The 20823-nt window shown below is 68.9% G+C and carries 21 protein-coding genes; 7 read left to right on the top strand and 14 right to left on the bottom strand.

The annotated features are described in order from the left end of the window. Nucleotides 1–8 precede the first annotated feature (8 nt). The 5 genes from AC1REK_RS15220 to AC1REK_RS15200 all read right to left on the bottom strand — a co-directional run bounded on the left by AC1REK_RS15220 (nucleotide 9) and on the right by AC1REK_RS15200 (nucleotide 3891). Nucleotides 9–266, bottom strand: a complete 258-nt coding sequence (locus AC1REK_RS15220) for a hypothetical protein (protein ID WP_492269404.1) — start codon at nucleotides 264–266, stop codon at nucleotides 9–11. 79 nt (nucleotides 267–345) lie between these two features. Then, nucleotides 346–1215, bottom strand: coding sequence for a metal ABC transporter permease (locus AC1REK_RS15215; RefSeq protein WP_492269405.1), 870 nt, complete (start codon nucleotides 1213–1215; stop codon nucleotides 346–348). Further along, nucleotides 1212–2066 (bottom strand): metal ABC transporter permease, encoded by an 855-nt coding sequence (locus AC1REK_RS15210; RefSeq protein WP_492269406.1) that lies wholly within the window; start codon nucleotides 2064–2066, stop codon nucleotides 1212–1214. Before AC1REK_RS15210 ends, AC1REK_RS15215 begins: the two co-directional genes overlap by 4 nt. Beyond that, a complete protein-coding gene (locus tag AC1REK_RS15205) occupies nucleotides 2063–2974 on the bottom strand; it encodes a manganese/iron ABC transporter ATP-binding protein (protein WP_492269407.1) in 912 nt (303 codons plus the stop codon). The genes AC1REK_RS15210 and AC1REK_RS15205 overlap by 4 nt, the downstream gene beginning before the upstream one ends. Beyond that, the gene (locus tag AC1REK_RS15200; protein ID WP_492269408.1) at nucleotides 2971–3891 is read right to left on the bottom strand and encodes a metal ABC transporter substrate-binding protein; all 921 of its coding nucleotides are present in this window, start codon (nucleotides 3889–3891) and stop codon (nucleotides 2971–2973) included. The genes AC1REK_RS15205 and AC1REK_RS15200 overlap by 4 nt, the downstream gene beginning before the upstream one ends. 129 nt (nucleotides 3892–4020) lie before the next feature. Between AC1REK_RS15200 and AC1REK_RS15195 the strand changes: the two genes are divergently transcribed. Then, nucleotides 4021–4479, top strand: coding sequence for a Fur family transcriptional regulator (locus AC1REK_RS15195; RefSeq protein ID WP_327520839.1), 459 nt, complete (start codon nucleotides 4021–4023; stop codon nucleotides 4477–4479). A 100-nt stretch (nucleotides 4480–4579) separates the two neighbouring features. Here the strand turns inward: AC1REK_RS15195 and acs are convergent, their stop codons facing one another. From acs to tsaD, 5 genes are all read right to left on the bottom strand, one after another. Further along, nucleotides 4580–6532, bottom strand: coding sequence for an acetate--CoA ligase (gene acs, locus AC1REK_RS15190; protein WP_492269409.1), 1953 nt, complete (start codon nucleotides 6530–6532; stop codon nucleotides 4580–4582). A gap of 268 nt (nucleotides 6533–6800) precedes the next feature. Then, nucleotides 6801–7211 carry an EVE domain-containing protein gene (locus AC1REK_RS15185; RefSeq protein WP_492269410.1) on the bottom strand — a complete coding sequence of 137 codons (411 nt, stop codon included), beginning with the start codon at nucleotides 7209–7211 and terminating at the stop codon, nucleotides 6801–6803. Continuing rightward, on the bottom strand, nucleotides 7211–7543 hold the full coding sequence (locus AC1REK_RS15180; RefSeq protein ID WP_327522740.1) for a hypothetical protein: 333 nt from the start codon (nucleotides 7541–7543) through the stop codon (nucleotides 7211–7213). The genes AC1REK_RS15185 and AC1REK_RS15180 overlap by 1 nt, the downstream gene beginning before the upstream one ends. Before the next feature lie 151 nt (nucleotides 7544–7694). Beyond that, nucleotides 7695–8693, bottom strand: coding sequence for an NAD(P)H-dependent glycerol-3-phosphate dehydrogenase (locus tag AC1REK_RS15175; RefSeq protein ID WP_492269411.1), 999 nt, complete (start codon nucleotides 8691–8693; stop codon nucleotides 7695–7697). Continuing rightward, complete coding sequence (gene tsaD, locus AC1REK_RS15170; protein ID WP_492269412.1) at nucleotides 8690–9733, bottom strand: tRNA (adenosine(37)-N6)-threonylcarbamoyltransferase complex transferase subunit TsaD; 1044 nt, start codon at nucleotides 9731–9733, stop codon at nucleotides 8690–8692. The genes AC1REK_RS15175 and tsaD overlap by 4 nt, the downstream gene beginning before the upstream one ends. Before the next feature lie 159 nt (nucleotides 9734–9892). On the opposite strand from tsaD, the gene hemC reads away from it, so the two are divergent. From hemC to rpoH, 5 genes are all read left to right on the top strand, one after another. Then, nucleotides 9893–10852, top strand: coding sequence for a hydroxymethylbilane synthase (hemC, locus tag AC1REK_RS15165; protein WP_492269413.1), 960 nt, complete (start codon nucleotides 9893–9895; stop codon nucleotides 10850–10852). A gap of 32 nt (nucleotides 10853–10884) precedes the next feature. Beyond that, nucleotides 10885–12924 (top strand): uroporphyrinogen-III synthase, encoded by a 2040-nt coding sequence (locus AC1REK_RS15160; RefSeq protein WP_492269414.1) that lies wholly within the window; start codon nucleotides 10885–10887, stop codon nucleotides 12922–12924. Between the two features lie 16 nt (nucleotides 12925–12940). Then, the gene (locus tag AC1REK_RS15155) at nucleotides 12941–14650 is read left to right on the top strand and encodes a heme biosynthesis protein HemY (protein WP_492269415.1); all 1710 of its coding nucleotides are present in this window, start codon (nucleotides 12941–12943) and stop codon (nucleotides 14648–14650) included. Nucleotides 14651–14825: 175 nt separating this feature from the next. Beyond that, a complete protein-coding gene (locus AC1REK_RS15150; protein ID WP_316019401.1) occupies nucleotides 14826–15854 on the top strand; it encodes an RluA family pseudouridine synthase in 1029 nt (342 codons plus the stop codon). Between the two features lie 203 nt (nucleotides 15855–16057). Beyond that, nucleotides 16058–16963, top strand: a complete 906-nt coding sequence (gene rpoH, locus AC1REK_RS15145) for an RNA polymerase sigma factor RpoH (RefSeq protein WP_316019402.1) — start codon at nucleotides 16058–16060, stop codon at nucleotides 16961–16963. On the opposite strand, the gene AC1REK_RS15140 is transcribed toward rpoH, so the two are convergent. Further along, entirely contained in the window at nucleotides 16957–18024 is a 1068-nt protein-coding gene (locus tag AC1REK_RS15140; RefSeq protein ID WP_492269416.1) for a DUF2125 domain-containing protein, read from the bottom strand. The two genes, rpoH and AC1REK_RS15140, sit on opposite strands and share 7 nt — an antisense overlap. Nucleotides 18025–18155: 131 nt before the next feature. Between AC1REK_RS15140 and AC1REK_RS15135 the strand changes: the two genes are divergently transcribed. Beyond that, nucleotides 18156–18713, top strand: coding sequence for a gamma-glutamylcyclotransferase (locus AC1REK_RS15135; RefSeq protein ID WP_316019012.1), 558 nt, complete (start codon nucleotides 18156–18158; stop codon nucleotides 18711–18713). Between the two features lie 3 nt (nucleotides 18714–18716). Here the strand turns inward: AC1REK_RS15135 and AC1REK_RS15130 are convergent, their stop codons facing one another. From AC1REK_RS15130 to AC1REK_RS15120, 3 genes are all read right to left on the bottom strand, one after another. Continuing rightward, on the bottom strand, nucleotides 18717–19103 hold the full coding sequence (locus tag AC1REK_RS15130; RefSeq protein ID WP_316019013.1) for a hypothetical protein: 387 nt from the start codon (nucleotides 19101–19103) through the stop codon (nucleotides 18717–18719). A gap of 59 nt (nucleotides 19104–19162) precedes the next feature. Next, nucleotides 19163–19945: a lysophospholipid acyltransferase family protein gene (locus AC1REK_RS15125; protein WP_492269417.1), complete on the bottom strand. Its 783-nt coding sequence runs from the start codon at nucleotides 19943–19945 to the stop codon at nucleotides 19163–19165. A gap of 63 nt (nucleotides 19946–20008) precedes the next feature. Continuing rightward, nucleotides 20009–20734 (bottom strand): YdcF family protein, encoded by a 726-nt coding sequence (locus tag AC1REK_RS15120; protein WP_327522731.1) that lies wholly within the window; start codon nucleotides 20732–20734, stop codon nucleotides 20009–20011. Nucleotides 20735–20823: the final 89 nt, after the last annotated feature.

Genomic DNA, 20823 nt, shown 5'->3' with positions numbered 1-20823 from the left:
GACGGCGCTCAATCGTCATAGTCATCATAATAGCGGCGCCGGCGATCATAGCGCTCACGTTCGCGCTGCCGCCAATATTGGCGCTCGCGCTCCCGCTCCCGCCAGTAGCGGCGCCGGCGGCTGCGACGATCGTCATCATCATCGTCGTCGTCATCGTCCGCCCGTGCCGGCGCACTGCCGATCACCGTCGCGAAGACGGCGAGCAAGGGCAATCCGAACAGGCCACCGCGCAGCAGGCGGCGCCGGTCGAGATCGGTTTCGGCCATGGTTCACACGCTCCTCGAAGGCCGGCGAGTGAATGCCGGCCGATGCCCAACGCCCCAGCCGGAGGATTATTCCCGTCGTTCACGCTTTCGTGAAGTCCCCGTGAGCGACGGAGGACATCCGGCGCCGGCTCGCCCGCCAGAGATTGGCTGCCAGTGCCAGCGCGAAGAACCCGCCCTGGACGACGACGATGCAAGGGCCGGTCGCGGCATCGAGATGGAAGCTGAGGATCGTGCCGAGCACACTCGACAGGGTCGCCGAGGCGATCGCAACCAGCAGCATCACGTCGAAGCGGCGGCTGGTCAGGTAGCCGATCGCGCCCGGCGCCACCAGCATGGCCACGACCAGGATGATCCCGACCGCCTTCAGGGCCGCGACGATGGTCAGCGCAAGCAGCGCAAGCAGGCCGAAATGCAGCGCCCGGACCGGCAGGCCGATGGCGCGGGCATGGGCGGGATCGAAAGCGTGCAGCAGGAAGTCGCGACGCTTCAGCAGCATGATGGCGGTGACCGGCAGCGCGATCAGCGCGGTTTCGGCGATGTCGGCCCAGGTCACGCCGAGCATGTTGCCGAACAGGATGTGCATCAGGTGCTGGTCGCTGTCGACCTTGACGAAGAGCACCAGCCCGAGCGCGAACATGCCGGAGAAGACGATGCCCATCACCGTATCCTCCTTCACCCGGCTGTTCTCCTTGAGATAGCCGATGCCGAAGGCGCAGCCGAGCCCGGCGGCGAAGGCACCGAGCGCCAGCGGCAGGCTGGCGATATGGGCGAGCACGATGCCGGGCAGCACCGCATGCGAGACCGCATCGCCCATCAGCGACCAGCCCTTGAGAACGAGAAAGCAGGAGAGCACGGCGCAGACCACGCCGACCATCACCGCGACGATCAGGCCACGCTGCATGAACTCGTGCACGAACGGGGCGAAGAGCCAGGTTTCGAGCAGGTTCATGCGGAAGCCCTCGCGCTTGCCGCCCGCCGCGCCGCCAGCCGGCCATGCTTCGGCGCGAAGACGAAGGCGGCGAGGAAGAGCAGGGTCTGGAAGACGACGATCAGTCCGCCGGTCGAGCCGTCGAGGAAGTAGCTGGCATAGGCGCCGACCGCCGACGTCGTGACGCCCATCGTGACCGCGATCGCGATCAGCCGGCCGAAGCGGTCGGTCAAAAGGTAGGCGGTCGCGCCCGGCGTCACCACCATGGCGATGACGAGACAGGCGCCGACCGTCTGCAGCGCCGCGACCGTGCAGGCGCTGAGCAGCACGAAGAACAGGATCTTCAGCCTCAGCGGGTTCAGCCCGACGCTGCGGGCATGGTTCTCGTCGAAGAAGACCAGCATCAGGTCCTTCCAGCGCGCCAGAAGGATGGCGAGCGAGACCAGCGCGATGATCGCAACCTGGATGACATCCTCGTCGGAGATGCCGAGGATATTGCCGAGCACGATCGACTGGACGTTGACCGAGGTCGGGTTGATCGAGACGATCAGCAGGCCGATGGCGAAGAAGGTGGTGAAGACGATGCCGATCACCGCATCCTCGCGCAATTGCGTGCGCACCCGGACCAGCGCCATGGCGAGCGCCGCGAGCAGACCGGAAAAGAAGGCGCCGGCGGCATAGGGCACCTTGATCAGGTAGGCGAGTGCGACACCGGGCACGATAGCGTGCGCCAGCGCGTCGCCCATCAGCGACCAGCCCTTGAGCATCAGATAGCAGGAGAGGAAGGCGCAGACCCCGCCGACCAGGGCCGAGACCCAGATCGCCTTGACCATGTACTGGTAGCCGAAAGGCTCGAGCAGGAGCTCCATCATGGCTGCTCGTCCTTACGACCGGCGGCGGGCTTCTCATGGTCGCGCTCGCCATAGAAGACCAGCGGGCGCTCGTCGTCGGTGATCACGGTGACGCCGCGGTCGTCGGCATCGGCGTGCAGGCTCGCGCCCTCCAGCCGGAAATGCCGGAGCGCGCCGCCGAAGGCCCGCTGCAGGTTGTCCTGCGTGAAGGTGGTCTCGGTCGGCCCGGCCGCGAGTACGGTCTTGTTGATGATCACGACCTGGTCGCAGAAATCGGGGATCGAGCCGAGATTATGGGTCGAGACCAGCATCAGGCGCCCTTCGGCCCGGAGCTCGCGCATCAGTCCGACGATCTGGTCCTCGGTCTTGACGTCGACCCCGGTGAAGGGCTCGTCGAGCAGGATCACCTGCCCGCCCTGCGCCAGAGCGCGGGCGAGGAAGACGCGCTTGCGCTGCCCGCCCGAGAGCTCGCCGATCTGGCGGCGGCGGAAGTCGAGCATGTTGACCCGGGCCAGAGCCTGCTCGACCGCGTCGCGATCGGCCTGCCGCGGCAGACGCAGGAAGCCCATATGGCCATAGCGGCCCATCATCACGACATCGTCGACCAGCACCGGGAAGGTCCAGTCGACCTCCTCGGCCTGCGGGACATAAGCGACGAGGCCGCGCTTCAGTGCCCGATGCACCTCGAGCCCGGCGATCCGCACAAGGCCGGAAGCCGGCTTCAGGAAGCCCATCAGCGTCTTGAAGATCGTCGACTTGCCGGAGCCGTTGATGCCGACAAGCGCGCAAATCGTGCCCGGTCCGAGCGCGAAGGAGGCGTCGTTCACGGCGGTGACGCCGTTGGCATAGCTCACGGTGACGCCCTCGACCGTGATCGAGGGCGCGCCTTCCGCCGCAAACAGCGGCGCGGCCGGGCGGTGCAGGTTCACTGGCCAAATCCCTTGGCGATGGTGTCGACGGTGACCTTCAGCAGCTTCAGATAGGTCGGCACCGCCCCGCGCGCATCGGAGAGCGAGTCGACATAGAGCACGCCGCCATATTTCGCCCCGGTCTCGCGCGCGACCTGCTTTGCGGCCCTGTCCGAGATCGTGCTCTCGCTGAACACCGCCGGGATCTTGTTCTTGCGGATGAGATCGATCAGGCGGCGCACCTGCTGCGGCGTGCCCTGCTCGTCGGCGTTGATCGGCCAGAGATAGGCTTCGCGCCAGCCATAGTCGCGCGTGAGGTAGCTGAAGGCGCCCTCGCTGGAGACGAGCCAGCGCTTGTCCTCCGGCACCTTGTCGAGCCTTGCGCGCAGCGGCGCGTCCATTGCCTTGATCTCGGCCGAATAGGCGGCGGCATTCTTCGCATAGGTCTCGGCATTGGCCGGATCGGCCGCGGCGAGCGCCTTGCGGATATTTTCGACATAGATCAGCGCGCTTCCCGTCGACATCCAGGCATGCGGGTTGGGCTTGCCCTCATAGGGGCCCTCCTTGATCCCCATCGGCACGATGCCCTCGGTCACCACCGCGCTCTTCACGTTCTTCACATTGTCGAAGAAGCGCTCGAACCAGCGCTCGAGATTCATGCCGTTCCAGAGCACGAGGTCGGCCGACTGCGCCTTGACCACGTCGAGCGGCGTCGGCTGGTAGTCGTGGATTTCCGCGCCCGGCTTGGTGATCGACTCGACGATCGCCGCTGTGCCGGCGACGTTCTGGGCGATGTCCTGGATCACCGTGAAGGTGGTGACGACGCGCAGCGGCTTGCCGGGCGCGGGCTGAGCCAGTGCGGCTTGCGGAATGAAGGCGAGGCCCAGCGCCAGCGGGGCGGCAGCGATCAGGCTCAGGAAACGGCGGCGCGGGGACATGCTTTCTCCAGCGTTCGATGGCGCATGTCCGAACGCTATTGCAAACCACTTGCATCTGTCAACGCTATTGCAAACGATTTGCGATAGACTGTTTTTGCAAATGCCTCTCAGCGTTGCTACCTCTCTGCCATGAAGGGAATCGACCAGCGCGTGGAGGCTTTCGAGGGCCAGCTCCGCAAGGCCGGGCTGCGGATGACGCAGCAGCGCCGTCTCATCCTGCGCGTGCTCGCCGAGGCCGACGACCATCCGGATGCCAAGGGCATCTTCACCCGCGCCTTCGCCCATGACCCGACGCTCTCGCTCTCGACGGTCTACCGCACGATGAAGGTGCTGGAGACGCAAGGGGCGATCGAGCGTCACGCCTTCGAGGATGGCGTCTCGCGCTATGAGCACGCCGACCAGGCCCATCACGACCACCTGATCGACATCGAGAGCGGGACCGTGGTGGAGTTCTCCTCGCCCGAGATCGAGGCGCTGCAGGCGAAGATCGCGGCCGAGCTCGGCTACGAGATCGTCCGTCACCGGCTGGAGCTCTACGGGCGCAAGATCAAGGCGCCTCGCCGCAAGGCCGGCAAGAAGGACGCCTGAGGCGCTCGCGACAGCCTCGGCCGCCGCCCGGCAATCGCGACATGAGAAACAAAAAAATGGCCGGATCGGATCCGGCCATTCTCCTTGTCGCTTTCGAGGCTCAGCCCGCCTTGCGCTTGTTCTGGCGATTGGCGACGAGGTCGTCGACCACGGCCGGATCGGCCAGGGTCGAGGTGTCGCCGAGCGCCCCGAACTCGTCCTCGGCGATCTTGCGCAGGATGCGGCGCATGATCTTGCCCGAGCGGGTCTTGGGCAGGCCCGGCGCGAACTGGATCAGGTCCGGCGAGGCGATCGGGCCGATCTCGTTGCGGACGTAAGTGACCAGCTCCTTCTTGAGGTCGGCCGAAGGGTTCTCGCCCGCCATCAGGGTGACATAGGCGTAGATGCCCTGCCCCTTGATGTCGTGCGGATAGCCGACGACAGCCGCCTCCGAGACCTTGGGATGCGCGACCAGCGCCGACTCGACCTCGGCCGTGCCCATCCGGTGGCCGGAGACGTTGATCACGTCGTCGACGCGGCCGGTGATCCAGTAATAGCCGTCGGCGTCGCGACGGCAGCCGTCGCCGGTGAAGTACTTGTTCGGATAGGTCGCGAAATAGGTCTCCTCGAAGCGCTTATGGTCGCCATAGACCGTGCGCATCTGGCCGGGCCAGCTCTCGGAGATGACGAGATTGCCTTCGACCGCGCCTTCCAGCACCTTGCCCTCGGCGTCGACGATCTCGGGCCGGATGCCGAAGAAGGGCCGCGTCGCCGAGCCGGGCTTCAGCTTGGTCGCGCCGGGCAGCGGCGAGATCAGGATGCCGCCGGTCTCGGTCTGCCACCAGGTGTCGACGATCGGGCACCGCCGCTCGCCGACGACGCGGTGATACCATTCCCAGGCCTCGGGATTGATCGGCTCGCCGACCGAGCCGAGCAGGCGCAGCGACTTGCGCTTGGTCTTGGTCACCGCCTCCTCGCCGGCGCCCATCAGCGAGCGAATCGCCGTCGGCGCGGTGTAGAAGATGTTGACCTTGTGCTTGTCGATCACCTCCCAGAAGCGGGAGATCGTCGGGTAGGTCGGGATGCCCTCGAACATCAGCGTCGTCGCGCCATTGGCGAGCGGCCCGTAGAGGATGTAGCTGTGGCCGGTGACCCAGCCGACATCGGCCGTGCACCAGTAGATGTCGCCGTCATGATAGTCGAAGACGTATTGATGCGTCATCGAGGCATAGACGAGATAGCCGCCGGTGGTGTGCAGAACGCCCTTCGGCTTGCCGGTCGATCCCGAGGTATAGAGCAGGAACAGCGGGTCCTCGGCCTTGACTTCGACCGGCGGACAATGACCGGAGACCTTGGCGGCCTCGTCATGATACCAGACGTCGCGGCCTTCCTGCATGGTGACGTTGCCGCCGGTGCGCTTGACGACGATGACGGTCGCGATGCCACCCTTGACCTTGGGGTCGGCCGCATCGACGTTCTTCTTCAGCGGCACCGAGCGGCCGCCGCGCAGGCCTTCATCGGCGGTGATCACGATCTTCGAATCGGAATCCTCGATGCGGCTCGCCAGCGAATCCGGCGAGAAACCGCCGAACACCACCGAATGCATCGCCCCGATGCGCGCGCAGGCGAGCATGGCATAGGCCGCTTCCGGGATCATCGGCAGGTAGATGGTGACCCGGTCGCCCTTCTTGACGCCCTTGGCCTTCAGCACGTTCGCGAACTTGCAAACCTCGGTATAGAGCTGGCCGTAGGTGATCTTCTTCGACTCGGAGGGGTCGTCACCCTCCCAGATGATCGCGGTCTGCTTCGCCCGCGTCGGCAGATGCCGGTCGACACAGTTGTAGGCGACGTTGGTGGTGCCGTCCTCATACCATTTGATCGAGACCTTGCCGGGCTTGTAGCTGGCGTTGCGGACCTTGCTGTAAGGCTTGAACCAGTCGATCCGCTTGCCCTGCTCGCCCCAGAACTTGTCGGGGTCCTTGATCGAGGCCGCGTACATCTTCTTGTACTTGGCGTCGTTCAGATAGGCCTTCTTGGCCCAGCTGGCCGGCACGTCGTAGATCATCTCGGTCATATCAGGCGTCTCCCCAGACTTCGGCCGTCGGCGTGAGCCGGAGGGCGGCTCGGGGCGGCATGGTGCCGTGGTCGCATTCCGACACGGCTTCTTTCAAGTTCGTCGCATCATAAGACGCAAGCCATTGGCGACAAGCGCCGCCGGCTCGCACTTTCGTTGCTGCGACTTTCGGCGAGGGCGTGGCGCCGAGCGGTTCCGCCCGGCATCTCGGCCGCCCCCATGACGCGCACTCCGCCTGCCTCCAGGCGGTGGCCCGCGAAGGTGGCTTTCAGAGCCCGCCCATCTTGCAGACGAGGGCCCATTCCTCGTCGGTCACCGGCTGCACCGACAGGCGGAAGGACGTCACCAGCGCCATCTTGGCGAGCCTCGGCTCGGCCTTGACCGCCGCCAGCGTGACCGGTTTCGGCAGTGGCTTCACCGCCTTGAAATCGACCAGCACCCAGGGCGGTCCGGCTTCCGTCCAGGGATAATGCTCCTTGATGACCTCGACGATGCCGACGACCTCGAGCCCCTCGTTGGAATGATAGAAGAAGACCTGGTCGCCCTTCTTCATCGCCATCAGGTTGAGCTTGGCGGTGTGGTTCTTGACCCCGTCCCAATGCGTTCCCTTGGCGCCGGCCGCGACCTGCTGGTCCCAGGACCAGACCGAGGGTTCCGACTTGATCAACCAGTGCGCCATCAGGCCTCGTCCTCTTCTTCCTTCAGGGGCGCCGGCGGCCGCGATGCCGCCTCGCCCTGTTCGTTCCAGAACCGCACCATCTCGCGGGTCAGCGCGGCGTAATCCTGCGGGCTGAGCTCGATCCTGGTCTCGCCCTCGCCGAAAGGCAGGATCAGCACGAAGCGATGCGTATCCTCGCGGCGCCGGCGACGCAGTTCGATCACCCGCCCGGCGATGCGCCCGGCGAGTGGCACGGGCTGGCTTTCGGCCACGAGCTCGGCGCCGGTGGTCTTGCGCACCTCGGCGATCCCGCGGGCGACGCGTTTCGTCAGGTCGGACCAGTCATTGGCCATCGCTACACCTCGCCGGTCATAATAGAGCCCTCATCCTGAGGAGCGCTCGCAGAGCGCGTCTCGAAGGATGCCTCCAGCGCACACTGGATCATCCTTCGAGACGCCGCTACACGGCTCCTCAGGATGAGGGCTGGAAGGGCGGTATCCACTCTCAATTCTCGGCCCGGATCGGCCGCGCCAGCAGCCCGGCGACCGCCTCGCGGACGCCAACCTCGCCGGCGATGATCGCCGCCACCGCTTCGGCGATCGGCGTCTCGATCTGCCGCGCTTGCGCCATCTCCGCAAGGATCGCCGCCGTGAAGGCGCCTTCGGCGAGCTTGCCGCCGGCGGCCTCGTCCGGGCTGCGCCCCTGCCCGAGCGCCAGCCCATAGGCGAAATTGCGCGATTGCGCCGAGGCGCAGGAGAGCACGACGTCGCCGAGCCCGGAAAGCCCCATCAGCGTCTCCGACTGCGCGCCGAACGCCTCGCCGAAACGGCGCAGCTCGGCGAAGCCGCGCGCCACCAGCGCCGCCCGGGCGCTCTCGCCATAGCCGAGCCCGATCGCGATCCCGGCCGCGATGGCGAGCACGTTCTTGGCGGCGCCGCCGATCTCGACGCCGCGCGGGTCGTTGCTGTGGTAGATACGCAGCGAAGCCGAGCTCAGTACCTCGGCGAGGTCCTGCGCCAGCGCGGCATCGCTTGCCGCCAGCGTCAGCGCCGTCGGCAGGCCGCGCGCGATGTCGGCCGCGAAGCTCGGGCCCGACAGGATCGCCGGCACGGCACCCGGCCAGAGCTCGGCGACGATCTGCGTGGTGAAGAGGCCGCTCTTCTGCTCGATGCCTTTGGCGGCAGAGATCGTCGGCAGTCCGGCCGGCAGGGCGCGCGCGAGATCGGCGCAGACCGGTCGCAGCGCCTGGGTCGGCACCGCGAGGATCAGCGCCCGCGCCTGCGACAAAGCCGCCATCTCCGCGATCGGGGTCACGCTTTCGGGCAGGGTCGCGCCCGGCAGCCGCGGCACCGCGCGGCTCTCGCGCATGATCGCAACCGCCTCGGCATCGCGGGCCCAGAGGATCACGCGCCGCCCGGCGCGCTCCGCGGCAAGCGCGAGCGCCGCGCCGAAGGCGCCGCCGCCGACGACGCCGATCGTGGCGAACCGGTCGGAAGGCGTCATCCGGCCGCCTTGATTTCGTCGAGCGGCCAGCGCGGACGGGCGAGCGCCCCCATGTCGTCGATCAGCCCGAGGCGCAGCCGCTCCAGCCCGGCCCAGGCGATCATCGCGCCATTGTCGCCGCAGAGCGCCAGCGGCGGCGCCACCATCGGCAGTCCGGCTTCGGTGGCGAGCCGCGTCAGCCCGCTGCGGATCGCCTGGTTGGCGGCGACGCCGCCGGCGACCACGAGCGTCGACGGGCTGATCCCGGCCTCGCGGCAGGCACGCAAACCTGCACGGGTGCGGTCGACCAGCACATCGACCACCGCCGCCTGGAAGGAGGCGCAGAGATCGGCGACGTCGCGGTCGGAAAGCGGCGCGATCCGCTCCGCCATCAGCCGCACCGCCGTCTTCAGGCCCGACAGCGAGAAATCGGGCTTGGGCCGCCCGCTCATCGGCCGCGGAAACTCGAAGCGCTCGGAATCGCCGTTCAGCGCCTCGCGCTCCACCGAGGGCCCGCCGGGATAGGGCAGGCCCAGCATCTTGGCGATCTTGTCGAAGGCTTCGCCGACCGCGTCGTCAATGGTCGTGCCGAGCCGGACGTAGTCGCCGACGCCGCGCACCGCGAGCAATTGCGTGTGACCGCCCGAAACCAGCAGCAGGAGATAGGGGAAGGCGACATCGTCGGTCAGCCTTGCCGTCAGGGCGTGGCCCTCGAGATGGTTGACCGCGATGAAGGGCTTGCCGGTCACCAGCGCGATCGCCTTGGCGCTGGTCAGGCCGACCATCACGCCGCCGACCAGCCCCGGCCCGGCCGCCGCCGCGATCGCGTCGATCTCCGAGACCTTGAGCCCGGCCGTCTCGAAAGCCCGCGCCACGATCCGGTCGATCGCCTCGACATGGGCGCGCGCCGCGATCTCGGGCACGACGCCGCCATAGGCTGCATGCGCCGCGATCTGGCTGAGGATCTCGTTGGAGAGAATCTTGGCCTCGCCGGCACGATCGACGCCGACGATCGCGGCCGCCGTCTCGTCGCAGGTGGTCTCTATGCCCAGAACACGCATGGCCGGTCGGTCGAAAGGCTCGCTGGTTTAAGGTCCCGGCGGCGGGGCCGCTGCCGGGTGCGCGGTTTCGCGCGGGGATTTCCTTCGTATAGTGCTGCAAGAAGAAGAAGGCCAATGGCGCGGGCGAGCCCCGCGCCGGAACCGGAGAATTTGCGCCGCATGAGTCAGCAGCCCACCCCGCCACGCCAGCAGCGCCTGCCCGGCCGCTTCGTCATCGGCACGCGCGCCAGCCCGCTGGCCATGGCGCAGGCGCGCGAATTCGCCGGCCGCCTGATGCAGGCCCATGGCTGGGCGCAGGACGAACTGCCGCTCGACGCCATCGTCACCACCGGCGATTCGATCCAGAACCGCTCGCTCGCCGAGGCCGGCGGCAAGGGATTGTTCACCAAGGAACTCGACGTCGCCCAGCTCGCCGGGACGATCGATTTCGCCGTGCACTCCTCCAAGGATCTGCAGACCCGGCTGCCGGATGGACTCGTCGTCGGCGGCTATCTGCCGCGCGAGGATGCGCGCGACGTTCTGATCTCGCGCGGCATCGCGAGGGTCGCCGACCTGCCGCAGGGCGCCGTGATCGGCTCGGCCTCGCTGCGCCGCCAAGCGATGCTGCGCCGTTCGCGGCCCGATCTCCAGGTCGTGCTGCTGCGCGGCAATGTCGCGCGGCGCATGGAGAAGGTCGCCAGCGGCGAGATCGATGCGACGCTGCTGGCGCTCGCCGGATTGCGCCGGCTCGGTCTGGAGGACAAGGCGAGCGGCATCCTGTCGATCGAGGAATCGCTGCCGGCCGTCGGCCAGGGCGCGATCGGCATCACGATCCGCGCTGACGATGCCGCCGCCATCGTCGCCCTCGCCCCGGTGATCTGCCGCGATACCGGCTTCGCAGTGACGGCCGAGCGCGCCTTCCTGGCCGAGGTCGACGGCTCCTGCCGCATGCCGATCGCCGGCCATGCCGTCGTCACCGGCGACCGCGTGCATCTGCGCGGCCTCCTGCTCTCCCCCGACGGGTCGGCGAGCGCCGAGGGCGAGCGCCATGGTTCCGTCACGGACGCCGCGAAACTGGGAGCCGATCTCGGACGCGAGTTGCGCGCCCGCGCTCCGGCCGGCATCTACGATCCGGCCTGAGCCTTCACGACCGGCCGAAGCGAGGAGACGACATGCGCGTTCTGGTGTTGAGACCGCAGCCCGATGCCGAGCGCACCGCCAAGGTGCTGATCGAGCGCGGCCAGGAGCCGGTCCTGGCGCCACTCTTCAGCATCGTCCCGGGCACGGAGCCGGCGCCGAAGGGCCCGTTCGACGCGCTCGTCCTGACCAGCGCCAATGCCGTGCCGGCGCTGGAGCAGCTGCCGAAAGCCTGGCGGAAATCGCTTCCGGCCTTCTGCGTCGGCTCCCGCACCGCCGAGGCGGCCGGAGCGCTCGGCTTCGCGACCCGCAACGCCAAGGGCAATCGCTCCGATCTCCTCGCTTTGATCGCCGGCGAGCTGCCGGAACCCAGGAAGCTGCTCTTCGTCGCCGGTCAGGATCGGCATGACGACCTGCCCGAGCAATTGCGCGCCGCCGGCCATGCGGTGACGGTCTGGACCGCCTACGAGGCGAAGGCCGTCGATGCGCTGCCACAGCCTGCGGCCGAAGCCCTGCGCGGCGGCACGGCTGATGCCGCCCTGCACTACTCACCGCGCAGCGCCCAGACCTTCCTGGCGCTCGCCGACGCGGCCGGCCTCACCGAGCAGGCGCTCGCCTTGCCGCAGGTCGCGCTGTCGGCCGAGATCGCCGCACCACTGATCAGTGCCGGCGCCGGCACCGTCCTGGTCGCCGAGCATGCCGAGGAGGCCGCGCTGCTCGCCGCGCTCGACCATCTGCCGGCTCGCATTCTGCTCGACGGCGATGCTAGAGAGGAAAAGGCGGCTCCCGAACCGGCCGCGGAGATGGACAAGGACGCGATGAGCGAGCCGAGCAGCGAACAGAGCCCGGCCGCAAAGCGTCGCAGCCGGTCGGGACGGACACCGCCGACCATCGAACTCGCGCCGCAGGCCGAAGCGGCCACGCCGGCCTCCTCCGAGGCGCAGGCGCCCGAGGCTGCAGCACCAGAGCCGGAGACTACGGCGAGCAGTGCCGCCGCGGCCGAACGCACCGAGAGCGCGGCCGAGGCGATCCTGCCGAGCGAAGCCCTTCCACGTGAATTCGAGCCGCCGCCGGCGCCTCCGCCGCAGCGCCGCGCCGGCCTGCCGGCTCTTGCTCTGGCCGGACTGGTCGGCGGCGCGGTCGGCGCCGGGCTGGTGCTGCTCGGCCTCAAGCTTGCAGGCCCCGACGACGCCGCGCGCCTCGCCGAGCTGAACCGCCGCATCGAGGCGCTGCAGGCGCAGAGCGCCGCCTTGCCCAACCGCGCCGCGCTCGAAGCGATCGACCGCAAGGCGAGCGCCGCCGCCGACAGCGCCGCAAAAGCCGACGCCGCGGCGCAGAGCAATGCCAGCCGCCTCGCCGAGCTCGCCAAGACCGTCCCGGCGGTCGCAGCGGGCGATGCCGCCGCGCTGGCCCAGGTCAGCGAAAAGCTCACCCAGGCCGACAGCAACGCCGCTGCCGCCCGCACTGCCGCAGCTGAGCTCGAGCGACGTCTCGGCGAGACCGGGCAGCGCCTTGCCGCGGTCGAGACCACCGCCAAGAACGCGCTGGTGCCGAGTCGCCAAGCCCTGGCCGCCGCCCGCATCGTTCTCGCCGAGCGCGTCCGCGACGCGATCGCCGCCGGCCGCCCCTTCCAGCAGGATGTCGCCGCGCTCGCGGCGGGCGGTATTCCCGCGACGGAGCTGACGGCGCTCGAAGCGGTCGCGACCAGCGGCGCGGCGACCCGCGACGCCCTGCTCGCACAGTTCCGCAGCCACCGCGCTTTGTTCGCCCGCGAGAGCGCTCCGCCAGCCAGCAGCTGGGAAGACAAGCTGCTCGGGCTCGCCAGCCGGATCGTCACCATCCGCCCGGTCGGCGATACCGGCGCGAATGATCCGGCGACGCTGCCGATCCGTCTGGAGAACGCCCTGGTGCAGAACGACATCGCCACTGCGGCGACGCTCTGGGCGCAACTGCCGGAACCGGCGCGGCGCCCCAGCGAGGCATTCGGGGCGGCGCTGAAGCAAAGAGCGGCGGCCGAGGCCGCCATCGCCGGGATCGCGCGAAACGCTGTTGCGGCACTGGGTTCGGCAGGCTGAGGAAGGTTATCGGTCCATGGTTCGCGTACTGACCTATCTCCTCGTCATCGCCGCGCTGGCCGCCGGCGCCGTCTGGCTCGCCGACCGTCCGGGCGAGGTCTCGGTGCTCTGGCAGGGCTACCGGATCGAGACCAGCGTCGCGATCGCCGCGATCGGCGTCATCCTGCTCGCCTTCCTGGCGCTGGTCGTCTGGGCGGTGCTGCGCTTCGTGCTCGGCCTGCCCTCCGCCTTCAGCTTCGCCTCGCGGGCGCGGCGCCGGGCGCGCGGCTTCGAGGCGGTCTCGCGCGGCATGGTCGCGATCGGCGCCGGCGACCCGATCGCCGCCGGCCGCCATGCCCACGACGCGCGCAAGTTCGCCGCAGAAGAACCGCTGACACTCCTGCTGGAGGCTCAGACCGCGCAGCTCTCCGGCGATCGCGGCCGGGCCGAAGCCGCCTTCAAGGCGATGCTCGACAAGCCCGAGACGCGTGTGCTCGGCCTGCGCGGCCTGTTCGTCGAGGCGCGCCGCCGCGGCGACATGGCCGCCGCCCGCGCCTTCGCCGACGAGGCGGTGCGGCGTTCGCCGTCGCTGGCCTGGGCCAATGACGCCCTGCTCGACTTCCACACCGGCGCCGGCGACTGGCAGGCGGCGCGCACCGCCGTCGAGCGCCGCGCCGCCTTGCGCCTTGCTGACAAGGCCGAGGCCAAGCGCCAGCGCGCCGTGCTGCTCGCCGCCGAGGCGCTCGAAGCCAAGGGCCGCGAGCCCGAAAAGGCGCTCGCCGCCGCGCTGGAGGCGGTGAAGCTCGCCCCAGGGCTGACGCCGGCCGCGGCACTTGCCGGCCGCATGCTCTCCGAGCGCGGCGACATCAAGAAGGCGGCCAGGCTGCTCGAAACGGCCTGGAAAGAGGCCTCGCATCCCGACATCGCCGCCGCCTATCTCGACGTTCGCCCCGGCGACAGTGCCCGCGACCGTCTCGGCCGCGCCGAAACGCTTACGAAGCTGCGCCCGGCCGATCCGGAAGGCGTGCTGGCCCTGGCCGGCGCCGCGATCCACGCCCAGGATTTTGCCCGGGCCCGCGCGACGCTGAAGCCACTGCTCGCCGGCGGCGCCTCGGTCCGCGTCTGCCTGCTGATGGCCGAGCTCGAGGAAGCCGAGCACGGCGCTGCCGGGCGGGTGCGCGAATGGCTCGCCCGCGCCACCCGCGCCCCGCGCGATGCCGCCTGGGTCGCAGACGGCCTCGTCTCCGACCATTGGCTGCCGGTCTCGCCGATCTCCGGCCGCCTCGACGCCTTCGTCTGGACGGTGCCGCCGGCGACCCTCGGCCGCCCGACCGCCGACCTCGACGACGTGCTCGCCGATCTCGATGAATCCGCCCCCTTGCTCGAAGGCCGGGCCGAGACCGCGGCACCGGTGGAGGTGGTGCCGGAAACCGCCGCCGCCCCGACCGCTACCGTGATCGAAGCGGTGCCGGTCGCGCCGGCACCCGCGCCACAGCAGCCCGCGCCCGGGGCCAAGCCCGAGATCAAGGCCGAGGCCAAACCCGAAACCAAGCCGGAACCGGTTGCCGAGCCGAAGCCCGAACCGGCAGTCGCCACGCCGGCCGAGGCAGCGCCGAACTCCGGCAAGCCGGCAGCGCAAGGCCGGCCGGCGCCGGTGGTCTTCCCGGTCGCCCACGCGCCCGACGACCCGGGACCGGAGCAGGCACCGCCGGAGGAGCCGAAGGGCCGCTTCCGCCTCTTCGGCTGATACGGCGCAGCGCATTGGGCAGAGAGAGCTTATCGCCAGCCTGCGTCCGGCAGGATGCGATCTGTCGCCGTTCTCGGCCACGACGCAACGAGCCACCCGAGAGGCCCGGCTCGAGCCCGAGCGCAATCCGCGATCTGTGGGTGCGATTTTCTTCCCTTGCGCCTATAGACGGGGCATGAACGCGCCCCACCCCATCGACACCCCGACCGAACTCGTGATCACCGCCGAGCATGCCGGCCTGCGCCTCGACAAGGCGCTCGCCTTGCTCGCGGGAGAGATTTCCCGCGCCCGGCTGCAGCAGGTGATCAAGGAAGGCGGCGTCAGCATCGACGGCGCTGTCGTCGCCGATGCCAGCCGCAAGGTCGTCGAGGGGCAGCGTCTGGCCTTGATCATGCCCGAAGCCAAGCCGGCCGCGCCGATCGGCCAGGCGATCCCGCTCGATGTCGTCTTCGAGGACGAGCACCTGATCGTCATCGACAAGCCCGCCGGCCTCGTCGTCCATCCCGCCGGCGGGCATGAGGACGGCACGCTGGTCAACGCGTTGATCGCCCATTGCGGCGCGAGCCTTTCGGGCATAGGCGGCGTGCGCCGGCCCGGCATCGTCCACCGCCTCGACAAGGACACCAGCGGCCTGCTCGTCGTCGCCAAGCACGACAAGGCGCATCAGGGGCTGGCCAAGCAGTTCGCCGACCATGGCCGCACCGGGCCGCTCGAAAGGGCCTACCTCGCGCTGGTCTGGGGCGCGCCGCGCCGGCAGACGGGGACGATCGACGCCCCGATCGAGCGCTCCAACCGCAATCGCGAGAAGATGATGGTGGTCGGCGAAGGCCGGGGCCGCGAGGCGATCACCCATATCGAGTTGATCGAGCGCTATCCGCCCCTGCTGCGCGGCCATGAGGAGCTGGAAGCGCTGGCGAGCCTGGTCGAATGCCAGCTCGAGACCGGCCGCACCCACCAGATCCGGGTGCATATGAGCCATATCGGCCACCCGCTGCTCGGCGACCAGCTCTACGGCTCGGGTTTCATGACCAAGGCGAGCCGCCTGCCGGAGGGCGCCCGTGCCGCGCTTGCTGCTCTCGGCCGGCAGGCGCTGCATGCGCGGCTGCTCGGCTTCGCGCATCCGGTGACCCGCGAGGAACTCCGCTTCGAGTCGGAACCTCCGGCAGACTTTGCACGTTTGCAAAGTGAACTCGCGATCCTGTGACGGTTTTTTGCTGCGCCGCCCACTTTCGGTCACTCTCGCATTGAATATACTGCACTGCGAAGCGGATGGCTAAAGGGGCGCCGCTGGGTGTGCTGCCCGCGAATTGACGATGGTCTTCGTGGCGGCGCGCCGCACAATCCTGCCCGAAGGACACTCGGGTGGTCGGCTCGCCGCGGAGCGGGAGCCTGGAGAGGAGTACGAGCATGGCGATTGCGTCGCTGCCCGTCATGTCCGCCGAGGGCGGACTTTCACGTTACCTGGAAGAGATCCGCCGGTTCCCGATGCTGGAACCGAACGAGGAATTCATGCTGGCCAAGCGCTGGCGCGAGCATGGCGACCGCGATGCGGCCCATAAGCTCGTCACCTCCCATCTGCGTCTCGTCGCCAAGATTGCCATGGGCTATCGCGGCTACGGCCTGCCGATCGGCGAGGTCGTGTCCGAGGGCAATGTCGGCCTGATGCAGGCGGTCAAGCGCTTCGAGCCCGACAAGGGCTTCCGGCTCGCGACCTATGCGATGTGGTGGATCAAGGCCTCGATCCAGGAGTACATCCTGCGTTCGTGGTCACTGGTGAAGATGGGCACCACCGCCAACCAGAAGAAGCTGTTCTTCAACCTGCGCAAGGCCAAGAGCAAGATCTCGGCGCTGGGCGAAGGCGATCTGCGGCCCGAGCAGGTCAAGACCATCGCCACCAAGCTCGGCGTCAACGAGCAGGATGTCGTCGACATGAACCGCCGGCTCGGCGGCGATGCCTCGCTCAACACGCCGCTGCGCGAGGATGGCGAGGGCGAATGGCAGGACTGGCTCGTCGATGACAGCGAGAGCCAGGAAAACCGGCTCGCCGAATCCGAGGAAAGCGACAACCGCCATTCGGCGCTGCGCGAGGCGCTGAACGTGCTCAATCCACGCGAGCGCCGGATCTTCGAGGCGCGCCGCCTCGCCGAGGACCCGATCACCCTCGAGCAGCTTTCGGAGGAGTTCGGCGTCTCACGCGAGCGCGTCCGCCAGATCGAGGTCCGCGCCTTCGAGAAGGTGCAGGACGCGGTCAAGAAGGCGCTGGTGCGGATCGAGGCGCCGCGCGCCGCGATCAGCGCCGCCAGCGGTCAGTAAAGCGGTCGCAGCGGTTGCAGAGGCAGCCGCAGCGGCCCGAGGAAGACCCTGCCTTCGCGCAGGACGATCGGCGGCAGCGGCGTGAGCCCTGCCGCCGCATTGCTTTGCGCGGCATTGGCCCGCCCGCCCAGCAGCGCGCCGAGCCCGGCCGTCAGGCCGCCGACCCTGATGCCGGCGACGCGCTCGATGCCGGCTACGGCAGCGTCGAGCTGGCCCGCCGGCCGGTGGGCCTCGTCGAGTCCGAGCCGGCCGGAAGCCTCGAGTCGGGCCGAGCCCTTGAGCAGGCCGAGCCGCGTGATCTCGATCCCGCCATTGGCCGTCCGCCAGCTTTCCAGTGCATCGGGATTGAAGCCGCGGCGGAAGGCGAAGGACTGCGAGATGGTCGCCTGCACGTCGAGATCGCTCGGCGCGCCGTCGCCGAGCAGACCGTCGAGCACCGGCATCACCGCGCCCTTCGTGCTCAGCGCGACATCAATCGCCTGCTGGCTGGCATAGCCCTGCTGATTCGGCCGCAGATGCGCCTCGAACAGCGCCGAGCGAAGGCTCTCGGTCCGCAGGCTGCCATCCGCCCCGTCGGGCGTGCGCAGCGTCGCGACCGGCTCCCGGACGACGAGCGAGATCCGCTCGAAACCGCTGGTAGTCAGGCGCAGGCTGGCTTCGAGCGCGCTCCAGCTGAGATCGGCGCTCTGCTTGGCCGGCAGCGTCGCCGTCAGCGGGCCGGTCGCCTGCAGGATCAGATGTCCGGGCGCGGTCGCCTGCGCGACGGCGACGGCCGGACCGGTCTCGATCTTGACCTCGTCGCCCCAGCGCGAGGACACCAGCGTCACCCCGGCGCAGCGCACCTCTATCCGGAACGGATAGCCACCGATGCTGCGGTCGCGGCAGGTCCAGTTACGTCCGGCGGCTGCCTCGCGCGCAATGCCCGCGTCGAGATGCTGCTCGACCTTGCCACGCGCCATGAACCAGAGGGCGGACCAGCCCGCCGCCAGAAGCGCGAGCAGGCCGAACGGAGCGTAAAGCCAGAAACGGCTGTTCCGTCGCGCGGTGGTGGCGGCAGGCATGCGCGGTCGCTCCCTTGCAAGGATTTCGGCGGATTGATAGCGACCGGGGCGGCAGGAGGCCAGCGCCGATCGTCTTGCGGATCGCGGCGTCCTGTCTGCCGAGGCAAGCGGGCCAAATTGTGAGGGTGCGGATGACGGAAGCGGCGACGCCGGACGATCTCTGGGTCTTCGGCTACGGCTCGCTGATCTGGCGGCCTGGCTTCGATTTCGCCGAGCGCGCCGGAGCGCGGCTGCACGGCTTCCACCGCTCGCTCTGCATCTACTCGCATGTCCATCGCGGCACACCCGAGACGCCGGGGCTGGTGCTGGGGCTGGATCGCGGCGGCATCTGCCGCGGCGTCGCCTTCCGCGTGCCGGCGGTTCAGGCCGAGGAAACCATCGATTATCTGCGAGCCCGCGAGCAGGCGACCGCGGTCTATCTCGAAAGGCGGCTCGCCATCCGCCTCGACGATGGCCGCCGCTTGAATGCGCTGACCTACATCGCCGACCGGGCCCATACCCAGTATGCCGGCCGCCTGCCGGAAGCGGCCGTGCTCGGCCTCGTAAGGCAGGGCAAGGGCGTCTCGGGCGAGAATCCGGACTATGTCCGGCGCACCCAGGAGCACCTGCACGAAATGGGCATTCACGACCCGCTGCTGACCCATCTCGTCACCGAGCTCGACAGGATCGCGAGCCCCGCCTCGACCTGAACCTCAGGCCTCGGGCGTCAGATCGGCGAGCGCGGCGCGCCGGCTCTGGCTGTCCTCGGCCAGCAGATGCACATGGATCTCGCAGGCGCCGGCCATGGCGGCCGCGTCGCGCCAACGCGTCAGGGCCGCGTCGATGCCGAAGGCGCCGCTGTCGCGCGCCGCGACGATCGTCCGCTCCGGCGACACGGCGAGCAGCACCGCATCGGTGAAGTTCAGCGCATGCCCGTCCTGAACGGCGAAGACCGAGGCGACATAGCGCCGCCCCGAACGGCCCCGCCATGCGGTGAAGCGACGTTCGGCGAGTTGCGCCGCGCCGCGCAGCGGAGCCTCACGCGCGGCCCGCACCGGGCGATCCTCGCAAGGCGCAGCCAGAAGAGCGAGAGCAGCCATCCGTTCCTCCTTTGTTCCAGAACGAAATCAGAACATAGTGACGCTGCTGTCAAGTTCAATCAGCTCTTCTGTGCGGCCTCCTGCCGCGTGTTGGCAGGAGCGGGCACGCCGAGACGGGCAAGCTCCGCCCTTCCCTCGCTGACCAGCCGGTCGGTAGCGGTCTCGATCTGCTCCTGCAGCAGGGCGTGGAAGGTCTTCTTGTCCATGCCGGGCGGGATCGCCGGCAGGATTTCGACGCGGATCGTCCCCGGCCTGCGCAGGAAGGAGCGGCGCGGCCAGAACAGGCCGGCATTGAGGGCGACCGGGACGCAGGGCACGCCGAGCTCGCCATAGAGATGGGCGACGCCGAACTTGTAGTCGGGCGGAGCACCGACGGGACGACGCGTTCCTTCCGGGAAGATCAGCAGCTGCCGGCCCTTCTGCCCGAGCTCGACCTTGGCGCGTCGCGTCGCCATCTGCAGCGCCCGGCTGCCGGCGCCGCGATTGACCGGGATCATCTTCATCTTCAGCAGGGCCCAGCCGAAGAAGGGCAGCCAGGTCAGCTCGCGCTTCAGGATGTAGACCGGATTCCGGAACACCGTGATCAGGGCGAAGGTCTCCCAGGCCGACTGGTGCTTCGCCGCCATGATCATGCCGCCCTGAGGGATGTTCTCGACGCCGCTGATCTCACAGCGCGTCCCGACGATCACCCGCATCAGCCAGAGCGTGCTCTCGGCCCAGTTGAGGGCGACGGCGAGCAGAAAGCGCTGCGGCAGTACCAGGGTCACCATCGCGCAGACCAGCCAGAAGGCGAGGTTCAGGTAGAAGGCGATATTGAAGAGGAGCGAGCGGAGAACGAGCATGGCCGGCAAGAACCCTGCCACCGCGCGCCCGTCAAGAGCGCCGGCCGCCTCTTGCCCATGTTCTCAGGCGCCGCGATCCTGGCCGAGGACGCGCGAACGCTTCTCGTGCTCCGGGCCGATCTGGTCGCCCGACTTGGGTGAAACCGGCTTGCGGCCGCCGATGATCACCGAGAGCCGCGAGGTTTCGGGATCGTCCTCGACGAGGCTGCGCAGGTTGGCGACGAGATATTTGGCGTATTCGGGCACCAGCAGGCGGATGGTGTGCCAGTCCTTCCACCAGGCGGTGACGTCGACCTGGTCGGTCACCACCGGGTAAGGCACGATGCGCACGCCGGGCATGGCGTGGTTGAACTCCAGCATGGTGCGCGGCATGTGGTAGTTCGACGTCACCAGCAGCAGCGAGCGGAAGCCGTGCTGACGAACCCAGCGCCGGGTCTCGATGGCGTTGCCGATGGTGTTGCGGGCGCGATAGTCGAGATCGACGCAGCAGGCCAATGCCTCGCGCGCCTTCGGATTGAGCTTGGCGAGCTCCTCGCGCCCCGTGCGCTCGTTGACGCCGCTGATCAGTAGGCGCGAGCCGCGATCGGCATGCAGCAGGCCAATAGCATCTCCGACGCGCTGCGCACCGCCAGTGACGACCACGATCGCGTCGGTCCGCGGCGCGCTCGCCTCGTTCAGCGCCAGGCGGGACGCGAAATTGATGTAACCGCCGACGAGCACGACCACGCCACCCAAGGCGAGCCAAAGCAGCGCACGCCCGGCTCTGCGCCGGAACGACGTCCTGGTCACGATGGGGCGCGCATCGGCCAAATCGCCCTCAGCACGCGTAAGATGAGTCGGCCTCGCTGCGGTCATCACCATGACCACCGCAAGGTAAC

The organism is Allobosea sp. GW823-FHT02B03, assembly GCF_058797755.1.
Note: the sequence above shows the minus strand (reverse complement) of the source record. Positions and strands in the feature narration are given on the sequence as shown.